Annotated in this window: 16 protein-coding genes; 10 read left to right on the plus strand and 6 right to left on the minus strand. The window is 62.4% G+C overall.

The window, feature by feature from the left end:
• Positions 1 to 7: 7 nt before the first annotated feature.
• Positions 8 to 1,336 (minus strand): type III secretion system ATPase SctN, encoded by a 1,329-nt coding sequence (gene sctN, locus CABTHER_RS14330; protein WP_014101393.1) that lies wholly within the window; start codon positions 1,334 to 1,336, stop codon positions 8 to 10.
• Positions 1,337 to 1,559: 223 nt separating this feature from the next.
• On the opposite strand from sctN, the gene CABTHER_RS14335 reads away from it, so the two are divergent.
• Entirely contained in the window at positions 1,560 to 3,110 is a 1,551-nt protein-coding gene (locus CABTHER_RS14335; protein ID WP_041570023.1) for a peptide MFS transporter, read from the plus strand.
• Between the two features lie 296 nt (positions 3,111 to 3,406).
• Here CABTHER_RS14335 and CABTHER_RS14340 read toward each other — a convergent pair whose 3' ends face one another.
• Positions 3,407 to 4,432 (minus strand): RNA-guided endonuclease InsQ/TnpB family protein, encoded by a 1,026-nt coding sequence (locus CABTHER_RS14340; RefSeq protein WP_041570024.1) that lies wholly within the window; start codon positions 4,430 to 4,432, stop codon positions 3,407 to 3,409.
• A 123-nt stretch (positions 4,433 to 4,555) separates the two neighbouring features.
• Here CABTHER_RS14340 and CABTHER_RS16290 point away from each other — a divergent pair, with 123 nt between their 5' ends.
• Positions 4,556 to 5,632: an alpha/beta hydrolase gene (locus tag CABTHER_RS16290; protein ID WP_187288454.1), complete on the plus strand. Its 1,077-nt coding sequence runs from the start codon at positions 4,556 to 4,558 to the stop codon at positions 5,630 to 5,632.
• On the opposite strand, the gene CABTHER_RS14350 is transcribed toward CABTHER_RS16290, so the two are convergent.
• On the minus strand, positions 5,539 to 5,991 hold the full coding sequence (locus tag CABTHER_RS14350) for a hypothetical protein (protein ID WP_041570025.1): 453 nt from the start codon (positions 5,989 to 5,991) through the stop codon (positions 5,539 to 5,541). The two genes, CABTHER_RS16290 and CABTHER_RS14350, sit on opposite strands and share 94 nt — an antisense overlap.
• A 94-nt stretch (positions 5,992 to 6,085) precedes the next feature.
• Between CABTHER_RS14350 and acs the strand changes: the two genes are divergently transcribed.
• From acs to CABTHER_RS14370, 4 genes are all read left to right on the plus strand, one after another.
• Entirely contained in the window at positions 6,086 to 8,035 is a 1,950-nt protein-coding gene (gene acs / locus CABTHER_RS14355) for an acetate--CoA ligase (RefSeq protein WP_014101398.1), read from the plus strand.
• Between the two features lie 9 nt (positions 8,036 to 8,044).
• Positions 8,045 to 10,255 (plus strand): protein-disulfide reductase DsbD family protein, encoded by a 2,211-nt coding sequence (locus tag CABTHER_RS14360; protein ID WP_148264154.1) that lies wholly within the window; start codon positions 8,045 to 8,047, stop codon positions 10,253 to 10,255.
• Positions 10,256 to 10,390: 135 nt separating this feature from the next.
• Positions 10,391 to 11,542: an AAA family ATPase gene (locus CABTHER_RS14365; RefSeq protein WP_041570026.1), complete on the plus strand. Its 1,152-nt coding sequence runs from the start codon at positions 10,391 to 10,393 to the stop codon at positions 11,540 to 11,542.
• Between the two features lie 3 nt (positions 11,543 to 11,545).
• Complete coding sequence (locus CABTHER_RS14370) at positions 11,546 to 12,154, plus strand: hypothetical protein (protein WP_014101401.1); 609 nt, start codon at positions 11,546 to 11,548, stop codon at positions 12,152 to 12,154.
• Between the two features lie 29 nt (positions 12,155 to 12,183).
• Here CABTHER_RS14370 and CABTHER_RS14375 read toward each other — a convergent pair whose 3' ends face one another.
• Positions 12,184 to 13,410, minus strand: a complete 1,227-nt coding sequence (locus CABTHER_RS14375) for a DUF3419 family protein (protein WP_014101402.1) — start codon at positions 13,408 to 13,410, stop codon at positions 12,184 to 12,186.
• Between the two features lie 35 nt (positions 13,411 to 13,445).
• Positions 13,446 to 14,285, minus strand: coding sequence for a class I SAM-dependent methyltransferase (locus CABTHER_RS14380; RefSeq protein ID WP_014101403.1), 840 nt, complete (start codon positions 14,283 to 14,285; stop codon positions 13,446 to 13,448).
• Between the two features lie 214 nt (positions 14,286 to 14,499).
• Here CABTHER_RS14380 and CABTHER_RS14385 point away from each other — a divergent pair, with 214 nt between their 5' ends.
• The 4 genes from CABTHER_RS14385 (at position 14,500) to CABTHER_RS14400 (ending at position 21,177) form a co-directional block, all read left to right on the plus strand.
• A complete protein-coding gene (locus tag CABTHER_RS14385) occupies positions 14,500 to 15,180 on the plus strand; it encodes a DUF4384 domain-containing protein (RefSeq protein WP_014101404.1) in 681 nt (226 codons plus the stop codon).
• Between the two features lie 78 nt (positions 15,181 to 15,258).
• Positions 15,259 to 15,855 carry a sigma-70 family RNA polymerase sigma factor gene (locus CABTHER_RS14390; protein ID WP_014101405.1) on the plus strand — a complete coding sequence of 199 codons (597 nt, stop codon included), beginning with the start codon at positions 15,259 to 15,261 and terminating at the stop codon, positions 15,853 to 15,855.
• Positions 15,852 to 17,771 carry a serine/threonine-protein kinase gene (locus CABTHER_RS16295; RefSeq protein WP_014101406.1) on the plus strand — a complete coding sequence of 640 codons (1,920 nt, stop codon included), beginning with the start codon at positions 15,852 to 15,854 and terminating at the stop codon, positions 17,769 to 17,771. The genes CABTHER_RS14390 and CABTHER_RS16295 overlap by 4 nt, the downstream gene beginning before the upstream one ends.
• Positions 17,772 to 17,835: 64 nt before the next feature.
• Complete coding sequence (locus tag CABTHER_RS14400; RefSeq protein ID WP_014101407.1) at positions 17,836 to 21,177, plus strand: CHAT domain-containing tetratricopeptide repeat protein; 3,342 nt, start codon at positions 17,836 to 17,838, stop codon at positions 21,175 to 21,177.
• Positions 21,178 to 21,196: 19 nt separating this feature from the next.
• Here the strand turns inward: CABTHER_RS14400 and CABTHER_RS14405 are convergent, their stop codons facing one another.
• Positions 21,197 to 21,760: a hypothetical protein gene (locus CABTHER_RS14405; RefSeq protein ID WP_014101408.1), complete on the minus strand. Its 564-nt coding sequence runs from the start codon at positions 21,758 to 21,760 to the stop codon at positions 21,197 to 21,199.
• Positions 21,761 to 22,049: the final 289 nt, after the last annotated feature.

Consider the following 22,049-nt stretch of genomic DNA (forward strand, 5'->3'; position numbering starts at 1 on the left):
TCCTGCGTCAGGAAACCAGCTTTGTCAGGCGGTTGAGCGTGTCCTGGAAATCGGCTTTCTCGCTCGTGGGCTGGCGCAAAAACTGGTTGACGGCGTCAATTTTGGAAATGGCGTAGTCGGTGCGCTTGTCCTTGCCGCTTTTGTAGGCCCCGATAAGAATGAGGTCCTTCTGCGACTCGTAGGCGTCGAGGATGTCGCGCAGTTTCATGGCCTTGGCGATGTGGTCCTTGTCGGCCACGGCCGTCATGACGCGCGACACCGAGTGCCGTACATCAATCGCCGGATAATGCCCGGCCGCCGCCAGCGCCCGCGAGAGAATGATATGCCCGTCGAGAATCGAGCGGGTTTCGTCGGCAATGGGTTCCGTCATGTCATCGCCTTCGACCAGAACGGTGTAAAACGCCGTGATCGAGCCGCGCTGGGAATTGCCCGTCCGTTCGAGCAGCTTGGGCAACTCGCTGAACACCGAAGGCGGAAAACCGGCGCGCGCCGGCGGCTCCCCCGTGGCGAGACCGACTTCGCGCAGCGCGCGCGCAAAGCGCGTCACGGAATCCATCATCAGCAGCACCTTTTTGCCCTGGTCGCGGAAGTATTCGGCAATGGCCGTGGCCACGTGCGCGGCCTTGAGGCGCACCAGCGATGGCTCGTTTGAAGTGGCAACCACGATGACCGAGCGTTTGAGACCTTCCGGGCCAAGGTCGTGTTCAAGGAAGTCGCGCACTTCACGACCACGTTCGCCGATGAGCGCGATGACGTTGACTTCGGCTTCGGTATTGCGCGCCAGCATGCCGAGCAGGGTGGATTTCCCCACACCAGCCGCCGCAAAGACGCCGACGCGCTGCCCTTCGCCAACCGTCAGGGTAGCATCTATGGCGCGGACGCCAGTCATAAACCGCCTGGTCACGCGCTGGCGCTTCATCGGGTCCGGCGGGCGTGCCGTGACGGACACCTCCACGGCATTCGGAATCGGCCCCTTGCCATCCATCGGCTCGCCCAGGCCGTCGAGCACCCGCCCCAGCAGCGCATCACCCACCCGGACCTTGAGCGAGCCACCGGTTGAAATGACTTCCGCCCCCATGGCGACATCCTGCAACTCGCCCAAGGGCATGAGAATGATCTCTGACCCCCGGAATCCGACGACCTCGGCCTTGAGGTCCTGCGCCCGGTGCGGCGACCGAATCAGGCACAGCTCTTCAATGCGGGCACCCGGTACGGAAGCCCGTACCAGCAGGCCGACCAGTTCCGTCACGCGCCCCCGGACTTCCACCGACGGCAGCCAGTCAAGCGCCCGGACGTAGGGCGACAGGTCAAGTTTCGGTACTGCCAGGGTCTCCATGGCCTTTCCACAGCCTCCAGCTTCGGCAGAAATGTTTCGGCAGAAATGTTGAAGCGATGATAGCGGCCGGCAGCTTTCTGTCATACCTGGACAGACCGGCCCGGGCAGACCGGCCCGGCGGCCAAAGTTTTCGCGCCATGCATTTCATCCGTGTACGAACGACGTGAATGCGTTATTGTGCGCAGCCAAATTCATTTCGATTCCCGTCAAGGAAGCTCACACCATGTCGGCTGCCATTGCAGAGACGCCGGAAGGCGTCATGTCAGGAAAGCAGTTTTTCGGCCATCCCATCGGCCTGATGACGCTGTTTTTTACGGAACTGTGGGAGCGTTTCAGCTACTACGGCATGCGGGCGCTCCTCGTTTTGTACATGACGGCCAGCCACGAAAACGGCGGGCTGGGCTATTCCAACGCGCAGGCGGCGCTGGTCTATGGCACGTACACCTCCGCCGTCTATCTGCTGGCTATGCCCGGCGGTTGGGCGGCTGACCGGCTGCTGGGTCTGAAATACGCCGTTTTCATTGGCGGCATCATCATTGCCGCCGGTCACTTTTCCATGGCTTTTGAGTCGGAAGTGGCCTTTTACACCGGTCTCGTGCTGATTGTGCTCGGCACGGGTCTTCTGAAGCCCAACATCAGCGCCATTGTCGGACGGCTCTATCGGCCGGAAGACCAGCGCCGGGATGCCGGTTTCTCGATTTTTTACATGGGCATCAACATCGGAGCCTTTCTCGCGCCGCTGGCCTGCGGCTTTCTGGCCCAATCCGACACGTGGAAACACACCATTGCCGGCTGGGGCTTTCAGCCGAGTTCAAGCTGGCACTGGGGCTTTGCCGCCGCCGGCATCGGGATGACGCTGGGACTGGTGCAGTACATTGTCGGCTTCAAGTACCTGGAAGGCGTCGGCGAACGTCCGGTGCGCGAAGATGGCAACACAACGCCGGTCTGGGAGGGGCTGGCGTCATACCTGGCCGTGGCCTTTGCCCTGTTTGCCGTCGTCGCGGGCCTTCAGCAACTCCACGGGCTGGTTGTGGGCCGTCTGGGCAATGCGGCCGGCTATGCCTACATTGCGCTGGTTTTTGCCGGCATCATTGCCCTGGTCTGGTTTTCCTTCCTCCGTACCCTGGCGGAAGACGAACTCAAACGGATGCTGGCCATTGTGTATTTCTTCCTGGCCTCGATTGTGTTCTGGGCGCTTTTCGAGCAGGCCGGATCGAGCCTCAACCTCTATGCCGACCGGCTGACGGACTGCCGCATCTTCGGTTTTGCGTTTCCTTCGAGTTACTTCCAGTCGCTCAACCCCATCCTCATTATCTTCCTGGCGCCGGTCTTCGCCTGGCTCTGGGTGCAGTGGGGCGACCGGCAGCCGTCCAGCCCGGCCAAGTTTTCCGTCGGCATCCTGCTGGTCGGCGTCGGCTTCGTTGTAGCCGCCGTGGGCGTGGCCTTTCTCAACGGCGGCAAGCTGAGTCCGTGGTGGCTGGTGGCGGTCTATCTCATCCACACGGTGGGCGAACTGTGCCTGAGTCCGGTGGGCCTGAGTACGATGACCAAGCTGGCCCCGGAACGGCTGAGCGGGTTGGTGATGGGGATATGGTTTCTGGGTCCGACCTTCGGCAACTACATTGGTGGTCTCATTGCCGGTCACTTCGACGAAACCCGCCCGGAAAGCGTCGGTTCGCTGTTTTACCAGGTGGCGGCGACCGGGATCGTGGTTTCCGTGGTGGCGTTTGCCCTCACACCGTTCATCCGCCGCCTTATGGGTAACGTGCGCTAGATTGACATACTCCCCTGCCTAAAGGCAGGGGATTCTTGTTCTTGGTTCTGCGAGCGCACTTACTTCATCAGGTTGCCCCTCTAAAGCAGCAGTGCATCTCTCCCCAAGCGTTCCCTCTTTCGAGGCAGTTCCCTTTTGCCCAAAGGTACTGTAGTGGCGAGTAGCAAATAGCGAACAGGGAGCGAGTAGCGAGCAGCGAGTAGCGAGTAGCGAATTACCTTCCGAACCACTCGCCACTCGCCTCTGAACCACTCGCCACTCGCCACTCGCTTCCTTATTGAGGACAACTATGGGTTCTAGTGGATAGGGTTTTTACTACCATAATGCCCACAGTTACTACAGTCCTGTGTGGTGTACTGCGGCGGTACGCTGACTACTGCCTTGTCCCACACCTTGCCGTAGTAGTCCAGCCACGCAGTGAATTGAGACCAGCCAGCATCATGAATGGATTTGGCAAGATGATGATTTTTGACCAGGTTCTTCACCTGCAAGTCTTCATACGCCACGACATCGTGAGATGCCACCACGCACCGTGCCTGCTTAATTGCCCAGTCTTTACGCTGGCGTTGGACTTTCAGATGCACTTTGCCCAGTCGCTTTCTTTGCTTGTGGTAGTTCTTGGATTGGGATTTTGCCCCCTTCTTGAACTTCCGACTTAATCTGCGCTGGTGTTGCTTTAACCTTCTTTCACTACGCCTCAAAAACTTAGGATACTCTACAGGGTTGCCGTTCTGGTCGGTGTAGAAAGCCTTCAAGCCCAAGTCAATGCCAATAACATTGCCTGTGTATGCTCCCTGCTCTTTGCGCTCCACATCCAGGCAGAACTGAGCATAGTACCCATCTGCCCTGCGTATCACCCGCACCCGATTGATTTTGGAGTTTAGGATATGGTGTCTTGCCTCACCATTGCAGTACAGAGCAAAAGCACCAGCATTGAAGCCATCAGTGAAGGTGATAGACATTCCATCTCCTGACAGCTTCCAGCCAGATACCTTGTATTCCACAGAACGGCAATGCTTCTTGAACTTGGGATACCCTTTCTTGACCGCCTTGTTTCTGCAGTTGGTATAGAACCGGGAAATGGAAGCCCAAGCTCGCTCTGCACTTGCCTGCCTTGCCGCTGAGTTTAACTTCTTGACAAAGTCAAACTCTTTGGCCAGGTCTTTGCAGTGGGCATAGAGAACAGCTTTGTTTACACTCTTGTTGTCCATCCAGTACCGCACACATTTGTTTCTGACAAACTGTGCGGTACGGATGGCTTCATCCAGAGCCTGATACTGCTCTGCTGTCCCGTTTAGTAGCTTGGCTTCCATTACTCTCATACTGCTATTTTATCACAGGTTTGGCTTGATAAAACAGCGTGCGCCTTATATCCCTGCCCTAAAGTGCAGGGCTTTACGGCGTTTTTTCGGTAAATGCTACCGGACGAATTGGTGCAGAAGCTCATGGCAGGACTGAAACCAACAACCTCTCCACAAACTTCCTTTGCCCGGCGCTATCCCTTCGCAGCGCGTCTGCTGCGGGTAGGCCTCGTGCTGTTCACCTTGGGACTGCTCGGCTATGTCGGCGCAGGCGTTTACTTCTACACCCGTCAGCATGCCATGGTGTTCCGTCCTGTCGCCCGTGGGGAACAGGCCCGGCGGCAGGTGGCGGCGCCGCTGGGCGCAAGCTACGTCACGTTTTCAGCGGCGCGGGGCGAGACCATTACGGCGTTGTTCGGCCCGGCGCTCGACGAACACGGCGACCGGGTGCTTCCCGATGCCGCCCGCCGCCCGACCCTGCTGTTCTTCTACGGCGTCGGCGAATACCTCAACTATCCGTTTCTCCGCAATCAGATAGAAGTCTTCCGCCGGGCCGGGTTCAACGTTCTGGTGCCGGAATACATCGGGTTGGGACTCAGCAGCGGAGAGCCAAGCGAACAGGGGCTGTATGACACGGCGCTGGCTGCCTTTGAATATCTCAAACGGCGGCCGGACGTTGACCCGCAGCGGATTTTCATCGTCGGGCATTCACTGGGCGGCGCGCCGGCCGTGGATTTGGCGGCGCGGGTGCAGCCGGCCGGACTGATGACCCTGGCCACCTTCACCTCCCTGCCCGATATTGCCGCCCTGCGCTACCCGATGTTTCCCTGCCACTACCTGACGCGCATCCGCTGCCCGAACGTCGAAAAAATCCGGCAGGTGCGCGCGCCGATTCTCATCCTGCATGCCGAAAACGACACGACTGTGCCGCTCTGGATGGCCGAGGCGCTGACCAAAGCGGCCTTTGAAGGCGGCAATCAGCAGGTGGTGCAGATCACCATCCCCAGCGGGAATCACGACACGATCTTTGCCCTGCCCAAGGGGGAGGCTGTCCGCGCCATGCAGGCGTTTGCCGGGATTGCACCTGTGACCCCAGAGAAGGGCCGCCCGGAGACGCCGCAACCGGCTCAGGCCGCCGGCGGTGTCGGGTCCACACCTTCCGCTGCTGTCCGCAACATTGCTGTCGGGACGACCACCGCGGCCACAATGAACAGGCAGTAGCCGAGCGCCATGAGCACGGTGCCGCGCCCGCCATACTGTCCACGGGACAGGAAAAACGTCCAGAAGGTGGCCGCGCCGACTTCGACCAGCGGCAACAGCAACAGGCGGCGATTGGCGACTGGATCAAGCCCGATGAGGAAGTACGCCGCCGCGACAACACACAGCGCAATGCCATACTGCTGCGTCATCGCCGGGTCCCTGATCTCCCAGCCGTAGAAGCTGGCCGCCGCATCCTGAAAAAAGAGCGCCATGAGCGCGTTGGCCAACTCAACGCCGGCAAGCAGAAAGAACACCGCTTGCAGCCAGTAGCGGGCATAGGTGGCTGACCTGGAAAGTGGTGCAGGATTCGCGCGTTCCATACCTTTCAAGCTACATTTCACCTGTCCCGCCGACAACCCGCCTTGCCGTCGGGCCGGCCCCCGTCATTTCGCTGAATCTGGAGTCACGCAAGCCATGACTGAATCCTATGCCATCGAGTCTCACCAGCATGAAACCAGACAGTTTCCACCGCCGCCGGACTTTGCCCGGCAGGCCAACGTCACGCCGGAACTCGCCGCCCAACTCTATGCCGAAGCGGAAGCTGACTTCGAGGCTTTCTGGGCCAAACAGGCGGAGGCCCTCGACTGGATGACGCCCTGGACGCACGTTCTGGAGTGGAACCCACCCCACGCCAAGTGGTTCATCGGCGGCAAACTCAACATTTCTGCCAACTGCCTTGACCGTCACCTGAAAACCTGGCGGCGCACGAAAGCGGCCATCGTGTGGGAAGGCGAGCCGGGCGACACCCGGACGCTGACGTACTGGGAATTGCACCGCGAAGTCTGCCGGTTTGCCAATGTTCTGAAGAAGTTTGGCGTCCGGGCCGGCGACCGCGTGGCCATTTACATGCCGATGACGCCGGAAATCGCCATCGCCATGCTGGCCTGCGCCCGCATCGGGGCGACACACTCCGTCGTTTTCGGCGGTTTCTCGGCTGAAGCCCTGCGCGACCGCATCAACGACGCCGGCTGCAAACTTGTCGTCACGGCCGACGGCTGCTGGCGACGCGGGACGGAAGTCCGCCTCAAACCGGCCGTGGATGCGGCCCTTGAGCAAACGCCAACCGTTGAAACCTGTCTCGTGTTGCGACGCACCGGCTCGAAGGTGGACATGCAGCCCGGACGCGATCACTGGTGGCACGAAATGCTCGAAACGGTAGGCGACGACTGTCCGCCGGAAGCGCTCGATGCCGAACATCCGCTGTTCATCCTCTACACCAGCGGCACGACCGGCAAACCCAAGGGCATCCTGCACACGACGGGCGGCTACCTGACACAGGTGGCGGCCACGGCCCGGTGGGTGCTCGACCTCAAGGACGATGATGTGTACTGGTGCACGGCCGATGTCGGCTGGGTGACAGGCCACAGCTACGTCGTCTATGGGCCGCTGGCCAACGGGGCCACGGTGATGATGTACGAAGGCGCGCCCAACCATCCTGAGCCGGACCGCTTCTGGCGCATCGTGGACCGCCACGGCGTGACGATTCTTTACACCGCCCCGACTGCCATCCGGGCGTTTATCCGCTGGGGGGAGCAGTGGGTGCTGAAACATCGCCTCGACAGCCTGCGCCTGCTTGGTACGGTTGGCGAACCCATCAACCCCGAAGCCTGGATGTGGTATCGCCAGGTGGTGGGGAAAGGACGCTGCCCCATCGTGGACACCTGGTGGCAAACCGAAACCGGCGGCATGATGATTGCGCCCCTGCCGGGGGCCACGACGACGACGCCCGGTACGGCCACCCGTCCGCTGCCGGGCATCAGCGCCGATATTCGTCTGAAAGACGGCCGCTCGGTTGATGCCAACGAAGGAGGCTATCTCGTTCTGACGCGGCCCTGGCCCGCGATGCTGCGTACCATCTGGGGCGACGACGAACGCTACCGCCGGCAATACTGGAGCGAGATCGAAGGCGTCTATTTTGCTGGCGACGGCGCACGGCGCGATGAACATGGCAACTACTGGATCATGGGGCGGGTGGATGATGTCATCAACGTCAGCGGCCACCGGCTGGGCACGGCTGAAATCGAAAGCGCGCTGGTGTCGCACGAAGCCGTGGCCGAGGCGGCGGTCGTCGGCCGGCCTGATGAACTCAAAGGCTCAGCGATTGTGGCGTTTGTCACGCTTCAGGGCGGCCGGGCCGGGGATGATGCCCTCCGGGCTGCCCTGCGCGAGCATGTGGCGAAGGAAATCGGCGCGCTGGCCAAGCCGGACGACATCCGCTTTACCGATGCACTGCCCAAGACGCGCTCCGGTAAAATCATGCGCCGCCTGCTGCGCGAAATCGCCGCCAGCGGCAATGTCGTCGGGGATGTCACCACGCTGGAGGATTTTTCGGTACTCGAAAAGCTCCGCGCTGATGAGGATTGAGGTTTGATGATGCAACACAGGTGGAAACACGGCCGGCTGTGGTTGGCGGCCGTTGCTCTGGGACTCTTCTCGATTGGTTGGCCGGGTGGGCTGTGGACCAGCCCGGCAATGGCGGCGCCCGTGGAACAACCGCACGTCAAAGCCGAACTGATTGCCGAAACGACGGCCATCCGGCCCGGCGTGCCGTTCTGGGTGGCAATCCGCTTTGAGCTGGAAGAACACTGGCACACGTACTGGCGCAACCCCGGCGATTCCGGGCAACCCACGTCCATCAAGTGGAAACTGCCGCCCGGTTTCAAAGCCGACGACATTCAGTGGCCGATTCCCAAACGCATCGAGGTCAGCGGACTGGTCGGCTATGGCTACGAAAAGGAAGTCCTGCACCTGATCCGCATCACACCGCCGGACAAGCTTCCGGTCGGCAGGCCGGTGACGCTGGCCGGCAAGGTGCGCTGGCTCGTGTGCCGGGAAGAATGTATCCCCGGCGACGCCGAGTTGACCCTGACGTTGCCCGTGACCAACGACGTGCCCCAGCCTTCGCCGTGGACGGAGGCATTTTCCCGCGCCCGCGCGCAGTTGCCGCTGGCGACTTCGGAATGGAAGCTGCGCGCGGCACAGGACGGCGACCATCTGGTGCTGTTGCTGACGCCGCCGCCGGGAGCCGAACCGCTGACGGAAGTGACGTTTTTTCCTTTCGAGGAACTCGTCATCGAAGGCGCTGAACCGCAGCGCCTGCTGCGCGTCAAAGGTGGGTATGCCCTGCGCCTGGCGCGCTCGAAGGTCGCTGAAAAGACGCCGACCCAACTGGCCGGGGTGATTGTCACGCCTACCGGCTGGCGTGGGGCCGGAACAGAACCGGGGTTGACGGTGGAAGTGCCAATTGAACCGCTGACGGCGCTGGGCGATCTGCTGACACCAGTCGCCGGCACCCGGTCTGACCGGTCATCGTCGGGCGGTCAACCGCTGGGCTGGCTGGCGCTGCTCGTCACGCTGGGCGGCGCGTTTCTCGGCGGGCTGATTCTGAACCTGATGCCCTGTGTGCTGCCGGTGCTTTCGATCAAGGTGCTGGGTTTTGTCGAGCAGGCCAGGGCCGGGCGGGGCGAGGCCTGGCAGCACGGGTTGGTGTTTACGGCCGGCGTCGTGCTGTCGTTCTGGGCGCTGGCCGGCATCCTGCTTGCGCTGCGGGCCGGCGGACAACAGCTTGGCTGGGGCTTTCAGTTGCAGGAACCGGCCTTTGTCGCCTTTCTCGTGGCCGTGCTGTTTGTTTTCGGGCTGGTGCTGTTTGGCGTCTTTGAAGTGGGACTGACGCTGACCACGGTTGGCGGTGCGGCCATGAACCGGAGCGGGCTGGCCGGCTCGTTTTTCACAGGCGTACTGGCGACGGTGGTTGCCACGCCGTGCACGGCCCCGTTCATGGGGTCGGCGCTGGGGGTGGCGCTGGCGCAACCGACGGCCGTGGCGCTGCTCATCTTCACGGCGCTGGCGCTGGGGATGTCCGCGCCGTACCTGATTCTGGCCGCCGCGCCGCAGCTTCTCCGCTTTGTCCCCCGACCGGGCGCGTGGATGGAGAGTTTCAAGCAGTTCATGGGCTTTCTGCTCATGGGGTCGGTCGTCTGGCTGCTGTGGGTGCTGGGGCTGGAAGTTGGCGTGGACGGGCTGGCGCTGATGCTCGGCATGCTCGTCCTCATCGGGCTGGGCGGCTGGATTTGGGGACGCTGGGGCAGCCTGACACGGACGCCGGCCGTCCGGCGCATCGCCATGGCCACGGCTTTGTTGATCATCGTGGGCAGCACGGTCTTTGGGGTAACGACGATTCACCAGCTTCCGCCGGCCGCCAGTGCGGCGACCGGTTCCAGGGAAACCAAGTCTGGCGGCATCCGGTGGGAGCCGTTCTCACCGGCCCGGGTCGAAGAACTGCGCCGGGCCGGCAAGCCGGTCTTTGTGGATTTCACGGCTGCCTGGTGCCTAAGCTGTAAGGCCAACGAAAAGGTGGCGCTGGAGACCGAAGCCGTACGGCAGGAAATCGAGCAGCGCGGCATCGTCATGGTCAAGGCTGACTGGACGAACCGCGAGGAAGAAATCACCCGCACCCTGGCCGAGTTTGGACGGAGCGGCGTACCGCTCTACGTGTTTTATCCGGCCAACGGCGGGGAGCCGAAAGTTCTGCCGGAGGTCATCACGCCGGGACTCATCCTGGAAACCTTCCGGGAAAACTCCTGAGCGCAGCACCAGTCAGACACAGGAACGGCCGGGCGGGCGGCAGCACCGGATTACTTTTGCCCGTCCCGCCGGCGCCAAAACCCGTCGTCCCGTGACGGCCATCGGGCAGCCACGGGTGATGTGGGAGAAACCATCATGAGCGAACGTGGAACCCCCCGGTTCACACGCCTGCAACTTCGCAACTGGAAGAATTTTAGCGACTGCGACGTGGAGATTGGCCGGCGGCTCTTTCTCGTCGGGCCCAATGCTGCGGGCAAGTCCAACTTTCTGGATGCCTTCCGGTTCCTGCGCGATCTGGCCATTCCCGGCGGCGGCCTGCAGGAAGCCGTGCGCCGGCGCGGAGGGGTCAGCACCCTCCGCTGCCTGGCGGCACGCCGCTTTCCCGATGTTGAGATAACAGCCACGCTCGAAGTGGCCGATCACATCCAGTGGACCTACCAGGTGGCTTTCAACCAGAAGCAGGGCCGCCTGCACCTGCGCAGGGAACAGGTCCGGCGCAACGGAGAGGTCATCCTCGACCGCCCCACGGCGGATGACCGGCGCGACCCCGAACGACTGACGCAAACCTACTTGGAGCAGGTCAATGTCAATCAGCCGTTCCGTGAAATTGCCACGTTCTTTGTCTCCGTACGCTACCTGCACCTCGTTCCCCAACTGGTCAGGGAACCCGACCGCTCGGTGGGACGTGCCCATGACCCCTTCGGCGGCGACTTTCTGGAGCAGGTGGCCAAGACACCTGCCAAGACGCAGAAAGCCCGGCTGCAACGCATCCAGGAGGCGCTGCAAGTGGCCGTGCCCCAGATGCAGGCCATAGAACTCTGGCGCGACGCACGGGGCACACCGCACCTGCGCGGGCGCTACCAGCACTGGCGTCCACAGGGGGCATGGCAGACCGAGGAACAGTTGTCAGATGGCACCCTGCGGCTGCTGGGACTGCTGTGGGCTGTGACAGACGGCACGGGGCCGCTCCTTTTGGAGGAGCCGGAACTTTCCCTGCATCCGGGCATCGTCAGCACCCTGCCGCAGATGCTGGCCCGCATCCAGCGCCGGAACGGACGGCAGATTTTCCTGAGCACCCATTCGCCCGAACTGCTCCGTGATGAAGGTATTGGCCTGAATGAAGTCCTGCTGCTGCTTCCGGCTCTGGAAGGCACAACCGTCACGCCGGCCAGCTCCATCGAAACCATCCGCCAGCTTCTGGAAGGCGGTCTCTCCATCGCCGATGCTGTCCTGCCCCACACCTCGCCCAGGCACGCGGAGCAACTCATGCTCTTTGGGGAGAGCTAGCGCATGCGGGCGAGGATTTACGCGGCCGTTGAAGGAAAAACGGACAAGGTGGTGGTTGAGCGGCTCATGGTGCATGTCGGGGCTGACGTGGGGCCGGTGTACGTGGCGGAAGGCAAGCCCAATCTCAAAAAGCGGATTGCTGGTTACAACCAGGCCGCCCAGCATTCCCTGTGGCTGGTTCTGGTGGATTTGGACCGCGACGGCTGTGCGCCGTCGCTGCGGGCCGCCTGGCTGCCGGAGCCTTCTTCCGGGCTGTGCTTCCGCGTTGCCGTGCACGCCGTCGAAGCGTGGCTGATGGCAGACGCCGAAACGCTCGCCGGTTTTCTGGGCGTGGCGCGCAGCAACATTCCGGCCAACCCGGAATCGCTGCCCGATCCGAAAGCGACGCTGGTCGGACTGGCGGCCAGCTCACGTCACCGGGACATCCGCGAAGACATGGCTCCGCAGCCGGGGAGCGGACGGCGGGTTGGCCCGGCTTATACGTCGCGCATCATCGAGTATGCCGGCCAACACTGGCGTCCCGGCACGGCGGCGCTCCAGTCCGGGAGCCTGGAACGCACCATCCGATGCCTGCGCCGGTTGGCTGCCGGCGCGTTGTCGCCTACGCCGTAAACCTTCTGCCCGAGGGTAAAGGGCGGCGCTCAGGCTTCGTTGACGACGTACAGGTGAAAGCCGCCGTAAATGGCGCAGCGATCCTGAGTGAACAGCTCGGCCGAACGTTCCCGTTCGTAGCGCACGCGCGCCCGCAGCTCCGGCGGAAGCGCCTGTTCCACCGGCGAAGTTTCCGGGGCCGTACGGAAGATGACCCGCGAACCGGCCGGGGCAACCCGCAGCACTTCGCGCCACAGGGCGGCAATTTCCTCGTCTTTCATCCAGTCCTGGGCATCGAGAAACACAAACCGGTCGTAAGCCCCGGCCGGCTGCCGGCGCAGGTGGTCCGTCAGCGAAGTCACCTCGGTCGTGACCCGCGCAATGTTGGCGCGCAGCGTCCCAAAGTGTTCGGCTCTGAGGTATTCGGGAATCGCCCGGCGGTGTGCGGTATCGTAGCGCCGTGCCAGCGCCTGCCAGGCAAAGTAGTTTTCCTCGATGGGAAAATCGCAGATGAAGCGCCGGACGCGCCGGCGGTACATCGCCAGAATGTTCTCCGGCGTTTCGCGGCGCATGGCTTCGTACTGCCGGGGTGGAATCCCCAAGCCAAAGACAATGAAGGGCAGCTTGGAGAGCAGGCGTACCAGCCAGTGGTCGAAATAACGCCCAATAGTGGCATCAAAGACGCGGGCGCGTTCGTCCGGGTCGGTGATGTGCACCATGCGGTCCGGGTAAATGCCCATCAGGTGGGCAAGTTTTTCAAGGAAGCGCAGATAGAAGCCGTTGCGGGCGTGGTTGTACAGATTGTCGGCGAAAAAGTGGATGCGCCGCTTGCCGAACATCGTCAGCCCTTCCCAGAAATCCCGCGTGGCCCCGTCCAGGTGCGCACTCAGATAGGTGTCGTATGCCCTGACGTTGCGTGGGTCATTGGCTTCCCCAAACATGCGGAAGAACGTCTCGTGGTCGGGCAGATGGCGCACGGCTGCCAGCTTCAACCGCAGCAGTGCCAGGTGGTAGCGGTTCAGATCAATCGCCGTTATCTGTGCCGGACCGTGAATCAGGTAGTTGAGAACGTTACAGCCGCCGGAAGAAATCGTCAGGATGCGGCTTTCGGGCCTGAGTTCCAGCGCCGCCAGGTCAACCCGTGGGTCTTCCCAGATTTGGTTATAGACGAACGCATCGAAGTACGCCGTAAAAAGCCGTTCCAGCAGGCCCTGCTTTGAGGTGATGGGGCTTTGGTGAACGGCGGCGCGCAGCAGTTGGGCCGTATCGGTTGCCACGAATGAATGCCTCACAAGGGGAGTCGTTTTCAGGATCAGGAAACCGCCCCGGCAGCGCCGGGAACGGCCGTCTCAAAGAGCGCAATGAAAGCGTAGCGTCCGCCGACGGATTCGACGGTGAGTTTTCCCTCGCCCCGGTCGCGGCGGGCCGCCAGCACATCGAGAATTTCGGGGCGTGGCGTCACATCGAAGCGCCGTACCCACGCCGTCAGGATTTTTTCAAACCACATTGGCAATTCTTTCTGGTCCCAGAAATCCACCACGGCCAGACAGCCGCCCGGACGGACGCTGGCCAACGCCGTTGCCAGCGCCGCCTGCCAGTCGGGAATCATCGAGAGCGAATAGGAAAAAAAGGCGACATCAAACGGCACTTCAAGACCAAACAATCGGTGGTGGTCCGGCGCTTCGGCCGCGGCCAGCGCCACGGTGACGTTTTCCACGCGACGGCGACGGATGTTGGCACGCGCCGAGCGCAGCATTTCGTTCGAGATGTCAATGCCGTAGAACTGCGCCTGGGGATGCCGACCGGCCAGAATCACCAGATTGCGCGCTGTGCCGCAGCCGATTTCAAGGACGCGGGCGGCCGGGCGCACCGGCAGCCGGGCCAGCAGCCGATCGCGTCCAAACAGGAAGTATTTGCGGGACAGATCGTAGATGTATCGCTGCCGCCGATACATCGCATCCATTTTCGCGGCGTGGGGGTTCGTCATCGGGTTTACGAGTGTGGCGCGAAACTGTGGCGACCGGGCCAGGTTGAAGCTGGCGTAACTTAGTCGGCCGGACGCGGTTCCGTCAATTGACCGCCAAACGTCGGCCGCAACGGTCAGCCCCCCCTTGTTTTTCGCCAGCCCGTGATACTGTTTCCGGACAAACATCGCGTCATGAGGTACAAACCACTTCCCCCTGGAAAGGCAGGCTTATCCCTATGTCGGTTGCAAAAGTCTCTATCAAAGCCGGTTTCTTCATCGCGGCGGCCCTGTCTGCTGGTGGGTTCCTGTTGGCGCAGTCCGGGCCGGGGGGGGCGATGATCAAGTCCGCGATGCCTTCATCCGCACGCGCCCAACGTCAGTCAAGCAGGCACGCCCGGTTGTGGCCCGCAACAAATCACCGAAACAGCGCCCAACCAATCCCGCCAGCCTGGAGCCACTCGGCCTGGGTTACACGCTCTATGCCAGGAATCCGCAGGGACGCCCGGAGCGGGTTGATCCCGGGCGGGTTTTCAACACGGGCGATGAAATCCGCTTCGTGGTGGAAGCCAACCAGGATGCTTACCTCTACGTTTTCAACGCTGATTCCAGGGGCGCACTGCGGATGATTTATCCGCACGCGCGCCTGCAAAACGGCGACAACTTCATCCAGGCGCACGTGCCTTACCAGATTCCCTCAGCCAAGGAACCTGACCCCGAAGCCCAGTGGTTTGCCTTTCTGACACCGGGTGAAGTACGCGAAAAAATCTTCTTCGTGCTATCGCGGTCACCACTGCCGGATGTGCCAACCAATGAACGGCTCATCCAGGCCGTACGTCAGTCCGGGCAGGAAGTCTGGACGCCTCCGGGCAACGTCTGGGCACGAGTCGAGACAGCCATGGAACAGCCGGTCAAGCGCACGATTGTGCGGCAGGAACTGGGACGCCTCCAGTCTCCCGACGAGGCGCTGGCGATCACCCGCGAAATCGGCCTGCGCCCCAATGTGGCAGCCCCATCGGTCATCCATCTGAGTGAGTCGGCGGCGGATGCCCTGGTCGTGGGACTTGAACTCGTCAAACAGTGAATGCACGTGAAGGGTGCTGGCAGAGGGTGAAAGCCACGGTGAACCCACGCCGACGTGTGACCTGACCGGCAGGTTTGTATGGGGGACATCACGCAACTTCTCAATGCCTGGCAGGCCGGAGATGAAAGCGCCCTGGCGCGCCTGATGCCGGTTGTTTATGCAGAACTGCGGCGCCTTGCCGTCCGCGCCATGCGCCGGGAAGCCGTCGGTCATACGCTTCAGCCGACGGCGCTCGTCAATGAAGCGTACCTGCGACTCACCCAGCAGGAACGCACCAACTGGCGTAACCGCACGCACTTTTTTGCGATTGCTGCCCAGCTTATGCGGCGCATCCTGGTGGATCACGTCCGGCGGCGGCAACGGCAACGGCGCGGTGGCGAGCACGTCATCATCACGCTGGATGGGATGCCGGACCTGGTAGCGCCGGAACCATCCGGCAGCGCCGTGGATGTGCTGGCGCTCGACGAAGCGCTGGGCAAGCTCGAAGCCCTTGCGCCCCGGCAGTGCCGCATCGTGGAGCTGCGCTTTTTCAGTGGATTGACCGTCGAGGCCACGGCCGAGGCGCTGGGTATTTCCGCCATTACGGTCAAGCGGGAGTGGGCCATGGCCAAGACGTTTCTGTATCGGGAGCTGCGTCCGGCGCGCGAAGCGGCCTGCGGGGGAGAGCGGCCATGACACCAGAGCAATACCAGCGGGTAACGGAAATTTTCAATCAGGTCATCGAGTCACCGTCTGACCAGCAGGCCGGCCTGCTGTCGGCGCTCTGCGCCGGGGACGACACCCTGCGCCGGGAAGTGGAATCCCTTCTGCGGGTACACCCTTCGGCGCAGAGTTTTATCGAGGAGCCGTTCCGGGCTTCCGGGCTGGAAGGCCTGGAAGATTTGCCCACCGAGCAGGCCGTACTCCAGACACAATCCTTTTTCCACCTGGATACTGGACAGCAGGCGCGTGGCACAAGTGTCAGCGACCGTTACGTGGTGGAACAGGAACTGGGGCGTGGCGGCAACGGCATCGTCTATCTGGCCCGCGACCAGCAACTCCACGGGCGGCTGGTTGTCGTCAAGGTCCTTCTCGAAAACCAGCAGAGCGAACCACTCGCTCAACGGCTGTTCGAGAGTGAAAGCGAAGCCCTGGCCCGCATTTCCCATCCGGGGGTGGTGAAGGTTCTGGACCGCGGCCGGCTGCTTTCCGGGCAGTCGTATTTCGTCATGGAATACGTCCGTGGCGAGACGCTCCGGGCCGTGATGCAGCGGCGCAGGCTGTCGGTGTCTGAAGTCGCCGGGGTTGTATCGCAGATTGGCCGGGCGTTGAGCGCCGCCCATCGGGAAGGCGTCTATCACCGCGACCTGAAGCCCGAAAACGTCATGCTCGAAGACCTCGGCGATGAGGCGCTGCACGTCAAGCTGATTGACTTCGGCATCGCCAAGGTGGCGAACTCGGCCGTGAAACAGGACGGCCTGGATGGTCTGGTTGGCACGTTGCCCTACATGGCCCCGGAGCAAATCCTTGCCAGCGGGTGCTCGGCTGCGACGGACATTTACGCCCTGGGCATCATTGCCTATGAACTGCTGGCCGGGGAGCGGCCCTACAAGCCGGCCCAGTCCAACCTGCGCAGTGCCATCCAGTCCATGACCACCCTGCAGCGCGCCGGTTTCGGCCAGCACCTGCGCCAGCGCCGTCCAGACCTCGATGAAGAAGTCGAACAGGTGCTGCGCAAGGCACTGGCTTACGATGCCGGTCAGCGGTACGCCAGCGCCGAAGATTTCGTCCAGGCTTTTCTGCCCGCGCTGGAGCTTTCAGCGAAACAGGAAGCGTCACTGCGCGCGGTGGAAGAGGAACCGACCATTTCGCTTTCCAATCTGCCTCCCGCCGGCGGTGAGGCCGCTACGTTGGCCGAGCCGGCCATCCCCACCTCAACCACGACGGCCGAGCCATCGCCGCCGGACCCTTCCCCACGGGAACGGGCGCTGGAGCGCATGGCCGTGACGGCCGGCGTTCTGGTGCTGCTGATCGCGGCCGGCAGCGCCCTGCTGTGGTGGTGGGAGGCACCGACCAAAGGCAAAGCGACGGCCGCCGCCAGCGCCCCGCCATTGCCGGCGCCGCCGGCAGCCGCCAGCGCGCTGACCTGCAACATCGAACTCGTGACGCCCGGCAGTCCACAGCAGGGCGCCGGCTTCCTGCGCCCGGAGGAGGTCGTCCCGCCGGGCAAGGACATCGTCTTTCACCTGACGCCGCACCAGTCCGGCTACCTCTACCTTTTCGCACCTTCCAACGGCCAGTTGTCGGCGTTCCGTGTCCCGGATGAACCTTCTGCCGTGGGCTATCCGCTTGTTTTTCCCAAAGATGCCTCGATTGGTCTGGCGCGCACGGCGGCCACACGCTTCACCCTGGTGCTGTCGGGAGCCAGACTGACGGTGTTTGACGGACTGCGTCCGGGACAGGCGCTGTCCGCCGCCCAGCAACGGGAACTGGCCACACTCGTCGAACGCTTCGCGCCAAAGGCCCAGGTCATCATTGAAGACACACAACGCCAGATCAGAGTCCCTCCCGGAACCGACCCGGCAGTGTGTGAAGTCATTGTACGCCACTAAAGCTGCGTCCGATCTGAACTTGTCACCCATCGCACAGGCTGCAATTTCCTGTGGAGGCCCCCCCATGCGCATCCCGTCTGCCCGAACTCTGCTCACCGCCTTCTGGCTGGCGACCGGCCTGCTGAGCGTGGCCGCACCCGCCGCGGCCCAGAACCCTTCCGACCCCACCGGACAATCCATTGAAACCCTGGTGCAGAAAGCCGACGACCTCATTCAGGCTGGGCAGTACGACGCCGCCCTGCGGACGGCACAGGAAGCCGTGACGGCAAGTGAAGCAGCCTGGTCCGGTGGCCGGGAAGGTGTCCCGCCGACGCTGGTGGCGCGCGCTTACAATGCCCTTGGTGTGGCGCAAGCCTTCAGGCAGATGCCCGAAGCTGAAGTCGCGCTGCGGCGCGCCCTGTCGCTGCGCGAGCAGCATTTCGGCGCGGAACATCCTGAAGTGGCGCAGAGCCTGGCGAATCTGGCGATGTTTTACCGGCTGCGGGGGAACTACCAGGCGGCCGAGCCGCTGTACCGCCGGGCGCTGGAGGTCATCGAGAACGTCCGCGGGCCGGAGCATCCCGAACTGGCGATGGTGCTTAACAACGTGGCGCTTTTTTACAAGACCAAGGGTGATTATGCGGCGGCCGAGCCGCTGTATCGGCGGGCGCTGGAGATTCGGGAAAAGGCGCTCGGTGCCGGGCATCCCGATGTGGCTGCAACGGCCAACAACCTGGCGGAACTCTACCGCACCCAGGGCAAGTACGCGGCGGCCGAGCCGCTGTACCAACGCGCCCGCGCCATCTGGGAAAAAACCCTGGGCAGGGAACACCCTTACGTGGCCACGGTGCTGACCAATCTGGCGTTACTTTACAAGGACCGGGGGGATTACCAGCGCGCGGAACCCTATTTCCAGGAAGCCCTCAGCCTGCGTGAACGCATTTTCGGCCCGGAGCACCCCGAAGTGGCCACGGCGGCCAGCAATCTGGCGGAGCTGTACCGCGTACAGGGAGACTACACGGCGGCCGAGCCGCTGTACCGCCGGGCCATTGCCATCCGCGAGGCCAGGCTGGGGCCGGCGCATTCCGAGCTGGCCATCGGGCTGAACAACGCCGCCGCCATGTACCGGGACCGGGGCGATTACACAACGGCCGAGCCGCTGTACCGGCGCGCTCTGGACATCTGGGAAAAGGCGCTGGGGCCGCAGCATCCGCTCGTTGCCAATGCGCTCAACAATCTGGGCGAGCTGTACCGGATGCAGGACCGCCCGGACCAGGCCAAGCCCCTGCTTGAGCGGGCGCTGGGCATTCGTGAAAAAGCCCTTGGCGCGGGGCATCCGCTCGTTGCCTCAACACTTGCGAATCTTGGCGTGGTTGAGCTGGCGCTGGGCAGCCTGGCTGCGGCCGGGCAGGACTTCACCCGGGCGTTGTCCATTGCCGAGCAGGCCGTCGGCCCGACGCACCCGCTGGTGGCGAGCATCCTCAACCATCTGGGGCATCTCAGCCGACGACGTGGGGACGACGCCGGCGCGGAATCGTTTTACCAGCGCAGCTTCCGCATTCGGCAGCAGGTGCTTGGGCCGGGACATCCCGACCTGGTGGCCTCGGCGATGCACCTGTCCCTGCTCTATCTGGCGCACCGTCAGGCGCAGACGGCGGGTGAGTGGCTGGCCCGCGCCACAGACCTGTCGGAAGCCGACGCCCGGCGCAATCTGGTGGTGGGTTCGGAACGACAGAAAATCCTCTATGCCCAGCGCGCCGGACACCTGGCGGAACTCACCGTTGCCTGGCAGGTCCGGTATTTCCCGGCGGAGGCCACGGCGGCGCGGCTGGCGCTGCTGACCGTCCTGCGCCACAAGGGACGGGTACTGGATGTGTTGGCCAATCAGACGGCGGCGCTCCGTCGCCGTGCGACGGCGGCCGACCGGCAGGTGCTGGATGACCTGCAAGCCGCCCGCAACCGGTTGACCCAGCTTGCCGGAAAACCGGAGGCCCGGGATGAGCGCGCCCAACTGGAACGCACCATCGAGCAGTTGGAAAGCCAGCTTGGGGAGCGCTTTGCCCAACTTGGCGCGCAGCTCCGGGCGGTGATGTTCGAGGATGTTCAGGCGGCACTGCCAAAGCAGGCGGCGCTGATTGAATATGTTATCTACCGCCCGCTCGACCCGGCCCAAACCGACCGGCTGGCCCCGAAGCGCCACCTTGCCGCCTACCTGCTGCGGGCTGGCGACCCTGCGCCCCAGTTCATCGAGTTGGGCGAGCTTGAACCCATTGAAACACGCCTGGCGGCTTTCCGTCGCGCATTGGGCAATCCGCAGTCGAATGTGCGGCCGCTGGCGCGGGCGCTGGATGAGCAACTTCTGGCTCCGGTGCGGTCACGGCTGGGCAAGGTCAGGCATCTGCTCATTGCACCGGATGGCAGCGCCAATCTCATTCCCTTTGAGACGCTGGTGGACGAACGTGGGCGCTACCTCGTGGAGCGTTACGACATCACCCTGTTGACCAGCGGCCGTGATCTTTTGCGGCTTGCAGGGGAGCGCCCCGCCAAGCATCAGCGTGGTCTCGTCGTGGCTGATCCGCGCTACGATCTGGGCGGACAGACGGCAGCACAACCAGCCGGACAGCCTGCCAGCAACGGGATGCGCTCGGTGGATTTCCAGGCAGTGGTCTATCCGCCGCTGCCGGGAACGCGCCGCGAGGCGCAGCTTTTGCAGCGCACTTTCCAAGAAGCCGAGGTGGTTCTGGGCGAGGCGGCAACGGAGTCGCGGCTCAAGTCCGTGCACGCCCCGCTGTATCTCCACATTGGCACGCACGGGTTCTTCCTCCCCGAAAACGCAACCGGACAGGGCACGGCGGAATCACGGGAGTTGGGGCTGGTTGTGGAGAGCCGTCCGGCGGTCCGGGAGAATCCGTTGCTGCGGTCCGGTCTGATTCTGGCCGGGGTGCAGCAGGGGCGGAGCGGCGCCGGTGAAGATGGCGTGCTGACGGCGCTCGAAGCCGCCGGACTCGATCTCCGGGGAACGCAACTCGTGGTGCTTTCGGCCTGTGAAACCGGGCTGGGTGAAGTGCGCCAGGGGGAAGGGGTGTACGGGCTGCGGCGGGCGCTGGTCTTGGCCGGAGCGGAGACGCAGGTCATCAGTTTGTGGAAGGTCTCGGATGCGGCGACGGCCGCCCTGATGGGTGAGTTTTACCGGCGGCTGGGCCGGGGTGAAGGCCGGATGGCAGCGCTGCGGGCGGCCCGGTTGGGGCTGTTACGCGGAGCCATACGGCCGCGGTCGGAAGAAACCCAGCGCGCCATCGGGTTGTCGTCCGGCAAGCCGACAACCGGACGCCCGGCCAACTGGCAGCATCCGTACTATTGGGCAGCGTTTGTCATCTCCGGCGACTGGTCTTCGATAACTTTCCACCGCCTGCCACATACGCCCTAGTGAACCAAAACCAATATGTTTATGTCTTTTCGATTACCGGCACGCCTAGAAATTCGGCTATCTTGTGGGCAAGCTCAAGTTTCTTTGCATTATCCCAGACTTCTTCTCCTATGATGTAAACGGACTCAGTTACAGAACCTGGATAGAAATCCAGATAGATACGACTGTAATCATCAACAACCACTTTTACATTCTTGACAACTGAAGTGCTGTACTGGGCTTTTGTTTTCAATTTCCCTTTTTTCTCTTTTTCAAATCTAATTATCATTTTCTTTTTGTCTATTATTTTTCTGTCAATAACGTCACTGGCTAACTTTGATGCAAGAGGATAAATCATAATAAATAATAGAGGATAAATCATAATAAGTAATAAATTCGTGAACCAAGCAGGAATTAACAAGAGAAAGAAAAGAAGAAAGGGAAGCCATCCAATCGACTTGGATTTACTCTCTATAACTATTGTGTTATTATTTGTGCAGACCAAAACATTGTCTATCTTGACAATATCACCCTCTGCGCTGGAACCTGCTGCATTACCGCTTGTTTTTCCATCGCTCATGTTTGGCAGTCTCTGCTGACTCATCACACACCTCGTGCCAATCTTCCCTGCCCTTCGAGTTTTGTCGAAGGGCAGCCTTGATCAGGTAGGCTTTGCAGTGGAAAACGCTGTTGAAGTTAACGGAACCCGAACGAGGCGTAAAATAAAAGTAACATCCACCCGATGAGCCCTGCCTGGCTGTTATCCGGTTCAGCCGGCCAGGCTGGCGCTGCACAGTACACCGGCTCCAAAGAACAAAGCCGTGTGGTTTGTGACCACACGGCAGGGCAGGTATTGCGGGGTGTGACCGATACCAGCTGGGGCGCAAACGCGT

It is taken from the genome of Chloracidobacterium thermophilum B, assembly GCF_000226295.1.
In the GTDB taxonomy this organism is placed as follows: domain Bacteria; phylum Acidobacteriota; class Blastocatellia; order Chloracidobacteriales; family Chloracidobacteriaceae; genus Chloracidobacterium; species Chloracidobacterium thermophilum.

Bases quoted from the DNA above. Each gene is read 5' to 3' on its own strand.
- sctN (WP_014101393.1), bottom strand. From the start codon at position 1,336: ATGGAGACCCTGGCAGTACCGAAACTTGACCTGTCGCCCTACGTCCGG.
- CABTHER_RS14335 (WP_041570023.1), top strand. From the start codon at position 1,560: ATGTCGGCTGCCATTGCAGAGACGCCGGAAGGCGTCATGTCAGGAAAG.
- CABTHER_RS14340 (WP_041570024.1), bottom strand. From the start codon at position 4,432: ATGAGAGTAATGGAAGCCAAGCTACTAAACGGGACAGCAGAGCAGTAT.
- CABTHER_RS16290 (WP_187288454.1), top strand. From the start codon at position 4,556: ATGGCAGGACTGAAACCAACAACCTCTCCACAAACTTCCTTTGCCCGG.
- CABTHER_RS14350 (WP_041570025.1), bottom strand. From the start codon at position 5,991: ATGGAACGCGCGAATCCTGCACCACTTTCCAGGTCAGCCACCTATGCC.
- acs (WP_014101398.1), top strand. From the start codon at position 6,086: ATGACTGAATCCTATGCCATCGAGTCTCACCAGCATGAAACCAGACAG.
- CABTHER_RS14360 (WP_148264154.1), top strand. From the start codon at position 8,045: ATGCAACACAGGTGGAAACACGGCCGGCTGTGGTTGGCGGCCGTTGCT.
- CABTHER_RS14365 (WP_041570026.1), top strand. From the start codon at position 10,391: ATGAGCGAACGTGGAACCCCCCGGTTCACACGCCTGCAACTTCGCAAC.
- CABTHER_RS14370 (WP_014101401.1), top strand. From the start codon at position 11,546: ATGCGGGCGAGGATTTACGCGGCCGTTGAAGGAAAAACGGACAAGGTG.
- CABTHER_RS14380 (WP_014101403.1), bottom strand. From the start codon at position 14,285: ATGTTTGTCCGGAAACAGTATCACGGGCTGGCGAAAAACAAGGGGGGG.
- CABTHER_RS14390 (WP_014101405.1), top strand. From the start codon at position 15,259: ATGGGGGACATCACGCAACTTCTCAATGCCTGGCAGGCCGGAGATGAA.
- CABTHER_RS16295 (WP_014101406.1), top strand. From the start codon at position 15,852: ATGACACCAGAGCAATACCAGCGGGTAACGGAAATTTTCAATCAGGTC.
- CABTHER_RS14400 (WP_014101407.1), top strand. From the start codon at position 17,836: ATGCGCATCCCGTCTGCCCGAACTCTGCTCACCGCCTTCTGGCTGGCG.
- CABTHER_RS14405 (WP_014101408.1), bottom strand. From the start codon at position 21,760: ATGAGTCAGCAGAGACTGCCAAACATGAGCGATGGAAAAACAAGCGGT.